The sequence below is a fragment of the Caldanaerobius fijiensis DSM 17918 genome (genome assembly GCF_900129075.1).
Lineage (GTDB): Bacteria > Bacillota > Thermoanaerobacteria > Thermoanaerobacterales > Caldanaerobiaceae > Caldanaerobius > Caldanaerobius fijiensis.
The window spans coordinates 1-8,910 of sequence record NZ_FQVH01000054.1 but is presented as its reverse complement, the minus strand read 5'-3'; the positions used below and the strand labels follow the sequence as shown (position 1 = coordinate 8,910).

The window sequence follows — 8,910 nt, the reverse complement described above, 5'->3', positions numbered from 1 at the left end:
ATCCCTGATTAAATATTTTAACCAATTTAATTCATTTTAATGCATAAAATGTAGAAAAAAGGTTATACTAAGAAATGGGTTAAATAAAATGTTAATTGATTCTTATCAAGAAAGAGCATGAAATTAATCTAAATACACAAAATATTTTTCACTCCCTATTTTCCCTGTTTTTTCTTGAACCTGAAGTAGGGGCTATCCTCTGAGCCCCTTTTATTGTTCCTTTTTATCACTTGTTTTTACGTCTCTTTTTTAAGAAACTTTAACATATAGTCTCTAAATCTCTTAATGTCTATTAAATTATTACTTATAATATCAAATACTTTATTACGATCAATCTCCCAATAGTTGTGTACCAACTTATTTCTGAATTTTGCCATTCCCACTAAGTTATTAGCAAAATCTTGTGGTATTATATCCATCTTTGCTAAAATATTAAACACATCAGCGTATGTATTTGGAATATCAATTTGTTTATCAAATTGATTTAGTGAAATTACTCTATTACCTACGTTAATACATGTTTCGATTGCTAATTGCAGATATCTTTCTGCTGCACCATATACTATTTTGTCTTTGAGGAACATTTCTTTATTATATTTTGATATATCATCCAATATTATTAAGTATTCGTCCAATAATTTGAATTGATTTAATAATTTCTCATCCAACTTAAACACCTTCCAATAAATGTTTTTTATATTCTCGGATAAACTCATCTCTATAAGGTTTAAAATCCAGATATTTCATTACAACGGTTGTTTCAAAATCCACATATGCCTCTTTATCATTAATTATTAAAAATTTCTTGTCTTTTATGATATTATATTGCACAGAAAGAGGTGCTTCATTTAAATTAATAAAATCTATTTCATCAGTTTCGAGGTATGAAGAAACTGTCGCATATATTTCGCTGTCAACACATTCTATCTCTTTCTTGTCGAGTCCTTTTTTATAAAGTATCGCTAAATCAATATCGCTCAACGGTGTTATCTGGTTTCTAGCAACTGAACCAAACAATAGCAAAGCCACAATGTATCTATTATACGGTTTAAGAATCTCACTTATTTTACCTAATTTCTGTAGGGCAATATTAAAATTTACTTTTTTATTATGTATCATCTCTTTTTCACCCGCCTAAACATCATCATTTATTATTGTATTTTAACATTCAGTTTTTCAAAAATCCAATATGGCAAAGTAAATCTTGCAGTTCTTAAAGGATCTACAATTTGGGACACTTGCACATCGCCTATCAAACTGAAAAGCATGATGATATCTTCCGATGACATATCGGTTCTTTCTTTAATAAAATTGTGAGCAAAGCGCACTGCTAAATTAGCAGCTTCGTCAAGGGTTGGAGCCGATGCAATAAATGAAACACATTCACTATTTACTACAATTGGTGAATTTATTCTCAAGTCCTTGAGAACTTCAAACCTTACAGTTATCTTCCCATTTACTTCGGCACCTGATACACAAACCTCTCCATCTCCCATACATGCATGAAGATCGCCTAAAGCAAACAAGGCCCCCTTCACAAACACAGGAAAGTACACTATACTTCCTTCGGTGATAAGTTTTGTATCAATATTTCCTCCATGTTCACCTGGAGTCCCACAATTTATCTCCTTGTCAGAAGGCGCAACGCCTATAACACCAATCATTGGCTTAATTGGAATCCTAATCTTATCAGAAAATAAAACCTCATTATTTTCAATATTTACAACTTTTGATATCAATGTATCAAATAAATCGCCTAGTACACCAAGCTCTTTCCCTGTTGCTACTACAGCCTTATTTCCTATTTCTATTTTTTCGATTATAACTTTTAATGTATCACCTGGTTCTGCCCCTTCGATAAATATAGCTCCAGTTGCTGGGTTAACCCTATTCCAATCAAGCTTTTCAAGAGTGTCTTCATTTGTTTTGATTTGATCTGAAAAGCAATCGTACGTTTCGATTTCTACCGATGTGTTTGGTGAAACTCTAATAGCAGGATTCTGAAAAGGAGAGAATTTAAATATACATTTATCTCTTTTCAATACCATCTTTTTCGCCTCTCTTCGCAATATTTTTAGTACGCAAACAAGGTTTATCTTTCAAGTATACAGCAAAGCCAGTAAATATCTCCCTTAATATTTCTTGATGAATTCTTGAAGGAGGGGCTATAAGATATGCATTTCCGTCTATTATCTCCCAGCGTTCATTATCTGGCCATGACAGATAATCTTTATAAGTATATATCTTATTTTCTCTTGGTATTGGCATAAAATTCCTCCTTTGCAGTCTTCACGACCCCTTCTCCTAACTTTTTATTTACACTGTTCAATATCCTCTCTATTTTAAGGCGCCTTTGAAAGTTCTCATCAAAAATAGATAGCTGCTCGCATCTTTTATCGCTCAAATTTGACACTGATAACCCTATAAGCCTTATTTTTTCCTTAAAGTTCATCTCTTTCATTATACCATATGCGATCTTATATATATCCTCTTCTGAAAATATATAGTCTTTAACCGTCTTACTCTTTGTATGAACTATAAAATCCGCTGTCTTGACTTTAACTGTTACTGTCCTGGCAAACAGCTCGTTTTTTAACAATTCTTCGGATATTCTACCTGCAAATTTCTTTAAATACCTGCACAAAAGTGTCATATCAGTAGTATCCTGTGCCAGTGTGGTTTCTTTTCCAATGGATTTTGCTTCTCTTGTGACAATGACAGGTCTTTCATCTATCCCTCTTATACGGTTATATATGTCAATACCGTATTTTCCAAAGATATTCTGAAGTTGAGTTTGAGAAAGCCTCAAAAGATCTCCGATAGTTTTTATTCCCATATCATTAAGCCTTTTAGCAGATTTTTCTCCTATACCGTATACTTTGCTAACAGGTAGGGGCCTTAATATGTCAGGCACCATGTCTTCCGTTATGACCATAAGCCCATCTGGCTTGTTCCAGTCAGAAGCAAGCTTAGCCAGAAACTTATTATAGGATATCCCTGCTGAGACAGTCAAACCTGTGACCTCTCTTACTTTCTGTTTTATTTCCCGCGCGATATCAACCGGATCTCTATTCATCCCGGTCACATCAAGATACGCCTCGTCAATGGACACAGGCTCTACCATATCTGTTATGCCGTACAGTATGGAAAATATTCTGTCTGATACCTCCTTATACCGGCTATGCCTTAAAGGCAAAAACACACCATCGGGACATAGTTTTCTGGCCTTGTACATGGGCATTGCTGAATGCACGCCGTATTTTCTCGCTTCATAAGAGCATGTGGCAACAACACCCCTGCCAGATATGCCACCTACAATAACAGGCTTTCCCTTTAGCTCAGGGTTGTCGTGCTGTTCTACCGACGCAAAAAAGGCATCCATATCCACGTGAATTATCTTTCTATTCATATCCACCCATCTCCTGAATTTTTTACGCGCCGCAAGCGGATTTTCTTAACCAGCTTATCTCTATACCTTTTAGATTCTTTCACATCGTCATCGGTTATAGTACTATTGCTATAACGCGCTTTTTTATATAAAGCCGTCAGTTTCTCAAGGTCAGGATCCACTGCTGGTAGAAGATTTTTTATATCGCGATGTATTTCATCAGGTGTAGAAGATGGCATTATGATATTGTGGTAACCCCCTCTTACAATAAGGCAATGAACTGATTCACGATATAAAAACCTCAAATGTTCCGCAGGTGTTTTAAATTGCCTTTTTATCCTCCTCATACGGCGGCTTACCGTCCTTCGTAATCTTTCGCCATGACGGACAATGACATCTTCCCACGAAAAGATAAAATTTCGCTCCTCGTCTTCTCTGTACATGTATTCTTTCATAAAAGCAGAAATCCACTTCACCAACGCCTTTATCAAATTGTACACAATTATGGCCAATATAACAACCGCCAAAGCGTAAAGAGCATATTCTAGAATGGCTTTTATTATCATTACCCAGTGTGGTACACTTTTATCTTGCAACATCTCTATATTTAAGCTAGAGGTAAGTGGCTGTTGAATCCCATTGCTCTGTGGGCCATTTAGTCGGCTTATTGCCCAGCGGAGAATCCATACCACAATATATTTTATGGCAAATCCTATATATACAGAAAAGGTGGATAAAAAGCGCACCATATATTTAAAATAGAAAATCAGCACAATAAAGCCAGCACTGACAGCTGAAAATAATAAGTTCCTGGTCCTCACGTCTCTATGACTTGCTACGGATTCTGCATTCATCAGGTCAAACATTTGAAGTAACTGGAGCTGATTTAAGATAATCATAGAGAGTGCTATAAACACTATGGTAAGGCATATCACTGTGCCTTCAAACCAGTTAAGTCCCTTGTAAAGCGCTGAAATCATATAGGCTATAAAAGAAAGCACAATGCCTGCAATAAACTTAGACTCGCTGTACATGGTCCTGAAATTGCGCTGGGCAAAAATAACTCCGCGGATATAGCTTATCAACGAAAATGCAGAAAACATAGCCACCAAAAATATATTTGAATGATTACTCATCATAATCAGAGCGATTATAGCCACAGACGTAACCCCTATAATGTATGCAACTGCCCTGTATATAACACCTCTTTTTTGAAGCAAAATATCCGTAACCGCCAACCCCATCATCATAAATCCAAAAAAGAAGGGCAAATGTTTCGTTGCAATGAATCTGTTTTGTAATGTAAAATAATATGGATATACCATCCATGGAACATACAGTATAAATTCTGCACTGCATTCTGCAATCTTAAATATATTCCTCTTAATGAATTGCTTCAATTAATTCCCCTTCTTTCGAAATCAAGTAAAAGTTTACGTCTCTGAGGCTGTATCTATCCCAATCCTCCTCCGCAGTGGCTATGCTAACCGATATACGGTCTTTATCTATATCCTCGACAACAGAAGCTATAGCCTCATCTATATAAGACGTAAGTATCATCAAATCAGCGTTATAAGGTATGGATTGGATTAAATCTGATAAAAAAAATGAAAACCTGGACTGGTATTCAAAGGACAATCGAGCCAGTCCCTCCAGTATATCCCTCATATGTTCACAGCTACTCCCTAAAGGAATTTCTAGATGGGTAGGCTCATCGTAACCCTCCTGTAAACCATTGCTCATCACCGCTACAGGAATACCATTATCGACAGATTTTTGAGCTAGTGAAGCACACAACCTTATAATTAATTCCAGGACTTCATGGTCTACCCATGCCGATTGGTACTCTACATTGAGGGCGATAATCAGGCTGGAGGAAGCGGTAAAATCGTGTTTTGCCACCTGCAATTTTTGTAGTCTTGCCGTAGCAAGCCAGTTTATCTTGTTGAGGCTATCGGTAGGCTGGTAATCCCTATATCCTGTAACCAGAAAAGGATCTTCCACTATCCACCGCTTTACTATGAAATCACCCTGTATCAGCCTGGCAGGTATCAATACCTCCTCAATGTCTATAAACCGAGGATATACCAGCAAATGTCTGTTCACAGCTATAGTCTTATATGAGCGATTGCCTCTCAACAAATCGCCGCTCACCAGGTCTACCTGATCTACAGTATAGTATCCCCTCTTTATACAGGATAAGAGATGCCTGCACATCACCTGCTGATAACTCCAGAGGGAAAAAATCCGCTGATAATACTGCTTATCACTTACATTGACAAATGCTGTATTATAAAATCTCAATTCCAGCGGCATCTGAATCCTGACCTTCAGCCACAGTACAGGCAATACCTTATTGTTCGTAAAGCGCTCAATAAACCTTACATCCTCACCTTCAAACACCCCATCCTGTTCAAACCAGCAATCATAACTCAAATTTTTTAAGGCATAGCGAGAAAAAAGGACGTCCTGTGCGTAAACGATAATCAACACCGCTATTATCAGCCATATGAACTCCATAAAAAATCCCCCTGCTCCTCAGCAACATCGCCCTATAATGCCATAAAATCTTCCGTTGGCACCGGGACCTTTCCCAGTATATCCTCTATTACCTTTTGGGAAGCCATACCTTTAACCCTGGCATTTCCCCTGAATATCATTCGATGGCCCCAGACCGGCATGAGCATCTCTTTTACATCGTCAGGTATCACATAATCCCGGCCCTTTAATATAGCCCACACCTGACAGGCTTTCATGACAGCAAGACATCCTCTGGGACTTATTCCCAGCTCGATATCTCTATGCTGCCTTGTGGCATCTGCCAAATTTAATATATACTCCTTTACAGCATCACTGACAAATACGGCGCTGTAGCTTTTCTGAGCATCAACTATCTGTTCCACATCGGCCACCGGTTTTATATCGTAAAGAGGATTCTCGCCGTTAAAGCGGCTAAGTATGAGTTTTCCCTCATCAAGAGTAGGATATCCCATATGAATTTTCATCAAAAATCTATCCAACTGCGCTTCAGGAAGAGGAAAAGTTCCCTGTGTTTCCACAGGGTTTTGAGTGGCTATAACAAAAAATGGCTGCTTTAATACATGAGTTTCTCCGTCAATGGTCACCTGTTTTTCTTCCATACATTCTAGAAGGCTGGATTGAGTCCTGGGAGTGGCTCTGTTTATTTCATCGGCCAGCAATATCTGTGAAAATATAGGTCCTGGGCGAAATACAAATTCTCCCAGCTTTTGATTATAAAAATTTATACCCGTCAAATCAGAAGGGAGCAAATCCGGTGTAAATTGTACCCTCTTAAAAGTAGCGTTGATGGAACTCGCCAGACTCTTTGCCATCATGGTCTTACCCATCCCTGGAACATCTTCAAGCAAAACATGTCCCCCTGCGATCAAAGCCGTCAATACAAGGTCTATCACGTCGCTTTTACCCACTATTACCCTGGAAATATTATCCTTGATGCTGTCGCACAATCTCTTTATTTCCTCCAGTTTCACTTTCTAAACTTCCCCCTCAAATCTTAAATAAATGTACAGCACTTATCATTCCATTAGAGATACTATATCGCCTATGGAATGCAGCACATAATCAGGCCTTACGTCTGATTTTTCCAGATCTTCTTCTTTTGTCTCCCCGGTAAGTACGAGAATAGATGTTATACCTGCATTTATACCTGTTTTAATATCGGTATATAGCCTATCCCCTACAATTGCTAACCTATCAGGACCAAGACCGGTTTTCTCAAATACGGAGTTTATGATCTCAGGGTAGGGTTTGCCCACTATAAAGGGTTCCTGACCGGTAGAGGCTTTTATAAAAGCGATAATGGCACCACAGTCCGGCATATAACCGCCTTCTATAGGACAGTTTAAATCAGGGTGTGTCGCTATGTAGTTTACTCCTTGCCTTATATAATCACAGGCCTTCCATAACTTATCGTATGTAAGTGTGGTATCAAAACCCACCACAACGTGGTCAGGTTCATCTTCAACTATATCTATGCCAAATCTTTTTAATTCAGACTCCAGATATGGGGTGCCGACCAGATACACCCTTTTACCTCTGTTCAATTTATTCAAATATATACCTGTAGCTTCACCCGATGTAAATACATTTTCTTCAGTTATATCTGAAACACCCATCTTCTTCAGTTTCGCCGTATAAAAAGCCCTGTCTTTTGACGAATTGTTAGTTAAAAAAAGGTAAGTTCTACCAGTAATTTTCAAATAGTGCAAAAAATCCAGCGCACCAGGTATCAATTTGTCACCAAGATAAAAGGTACCATCCATATCTAGCAAAAAACATTTAATGTCTTTTAGAGATTTTGCCATTAATGCAACTCCTTTCATCCTTACATCATAGGCTTTTATACAAATATATCTTTTACCGGTATTGTAAGATCCGGAAATATTCTTACCTCGACTACACTATCTTCTCCATATATTCCATATGTGTTGTATTTCATCCTCTCATCCATCCTGAATACCACGATATTCTTTTCTTCAGGGCTTACGACCCAGTATTCTTTTACCCCTGCTCTTTCGTACAAATTTTGTTTTGTGATGAAATCCCTACTGGCAGTTGCCGGTGAAAGAACTTCTATGATCATGTCCGGTGCACCTTTGCAATTTTTACCACCCTTAATTTTACTTTCATCACAAACAATAAAAATGTCAGGCTGAACCACAACATCGATGTCCTTTTCTTCAATATGCTCATTTTGAGGCAGCAATACATCCAAAGGAGCGGTAAAAACCTTGCATTTTCTATCGTTCAGGCACCCCTTAAACCTAAAATATATATTGCCGACAACAGTCTGGTGCAATACAGAAGGTGATGCAAGGAGGTATGGAACACCTTCTATAAGTTCATAACGGTTGTTATCATCCCATTTTAGGTAATCTTCATATGTGTATTTTTTTTGTTTTCCAGGGAAACTGCTCATTATTATGAAAACCTCCGCAAAATTATTTTTGTGGTTTTATTATATCACTTTTACTATGTCAAATCTATTGAGTTGCAGAAACACCACATACATGCTTGAATTTGATATAAATAATTGCTACAATGTTATTGTAACGCTTTCACAAACTCGAAGTGGATCTTTGCGGATTTTAAACAAGTTCATCGGGTTTAAAAGCAGATTAGAAAATTTTTACGAGACAAGCGGTGTAATGTCAAGTAGTATTTTTTGGAACCTTGAAAAATAAAGGCCTCAAAAACTCTAAAAAAGGCAACACTTAATAAACCCACCATATATTGGATAATAATGGAAGGAAACTTAGCTGATATTCAGTTAAATGTATTTACTAAATCTATCCATTACCTCCCGGTTGGTAGATTTGGCCTTTGCTCAGCAAGGCAAAGACCAGTCTTACAAGCTTACGTGCCGTTAAGACGAGGGCTCTCTTATGCTGGTGTTTGGTAACCTCATTGTACTTCTTGCAGTAAAAATCAGCATACTCTTTTGCGTGTATCCTTACGCAATTGGCTGCTTCTACAAGATA

Annotated in this window: 9 protein-coding genes and 2 pseudogenes; all 11 read right to left on the bottom strand. The window is 37.6% G+C overall.

The features are described 5' to 3' along the window. Nucleotides 1-236: 236 nt before the first annotated feature. Nucleotides 237-668: a type VII toxin-antitoxin system HepT family RNase toxin gene (gene hepT / locus BUB87_RS13280; protein ID WP_084111338.1), complete on the bottom strand. Its 432-nt coding sequence runs from the start codon at nucleotides 666-668 to the stop codon at nucleotides 237-239. Nucleotide 669: 1 nt separating this feature from the next. Then, nucleotides 670-1,119 (bottom strand): type VII toxin-antitoxin system MntA family adenylyltransferase antitoxin, encoded by a 450-nt coding sequence (gene mntA / locus BUB87_RS13275; protein ID WP_073346447.1) that lies wholly within the window; start codon nucleotides 1,117-1,119, stop codon nucleotides 670-672. A 32-nt stretch (nucleotides 1,120-1,151) separates the two neighbouring features. Beyond that, nucleotides 1,152-2,048 (bottom strand): acetamidase/formamidase family protein, encoded by an 897-nt coding sequence (locus BUB87_RS13270; protein WP_073346445.1) that lies wholly within the window; start codon nucleotides 2,046-2,048, stop codon nucleotides 1,152-1,154. Nucleotides 2,049-2,085: 37 nt separating this feature from the next. Then, nucleotides 2,086-2,268 (bottom strand): annotated as a pseudogene (locus tag BUB87_RS13265) (Uma2 family endonuclease); the annotation flags it as partial. Continuing rightward, nucleotides 2,246-3,409: a DNA polymerase IV gene (locus BUB87_RS13260; protein ID WP_073346440.1), complete on the bottom strand. Its 1,164-nt coding sequence runs from the start codon at nucleotides 3,407-3,409 to the stop codon at nucleotides 2,246-2,248. The gene BUB87_RS13260 and the pseudogene BUB87_RS13265, both read right to left, overlap by 23 nt. After that, nucleotides 3,406-4,788 (bottom strand): DUF4129 domain-containing protein, encoded by a 1,383-nt coding sequence (locus tag BUB87_RS13255; RefSeq protein WP_073346437.1) that lies wholly within the window; start codon nucleotides 4,786-4,788, stop codon nucleotides 3,406-3,408. Before BUB87_RS13255 ends, BUB87_RS13260 begins: the two co-directional genes overlap by 4 nt. After that, nucleotides 4,772-5,908: a DUF58 domain-containing protein gene (locus tag BUB87_RS13250; protein ID WP_073346434.1), complete on the bottom strand. Its 1,137-nt coding sequence runs from the start codon at nucleotides 5,906-5,908 to the stop codon at nucleotides 4,772-4,774. The genes BUB87_RS13255 and BUB87_RS13250 overlap by 17 nt, the downstream gene beginning before the upstream one ends. A gap of 32 nt (nucleotides 5,909-5,940) precedes the next feature. Further along, a complete protein-coding gene (locus BUB87_RS13245) occupies nucleotides 5,941-6,900 on the bottom strand; it encodes an AAA family ATPase (protein WP_073346432.1) in 960 nt (319 codons plus the stop codon). A gap of 45 nt (nucleotides 6,901-6,945) precedes the next feature. Next, complete coding sequence (locus tag BUB87_RS13240) at nucleotides 6,946-7,734, bottom strand: HAD-IIA family hydrolase (protein WP_073346429.1); 789 nt, start codon at nucleotides 7,732-7,734, stop codon at nucleotides 6,946-6,948. A gap of 35 nt (nucleotides 7,735-7,769) precedes the next feature. After that, entirely contained in the window at nucleotides 7,770-8,348 is a 579-nt protein-coding gene (locus BUB87_RS13235; protein ID WP_073346427.1) for a Uma2 family endonuclease, read from the bottom strand. 370 nt (nucleotides 8,349-8,718) lie between these two features. Then, nucleotides 8,719-8,910, bottom strand: a pseudogene (locus BUB87_RS13230) (IS110 family transposase); the annotation flags it as partial.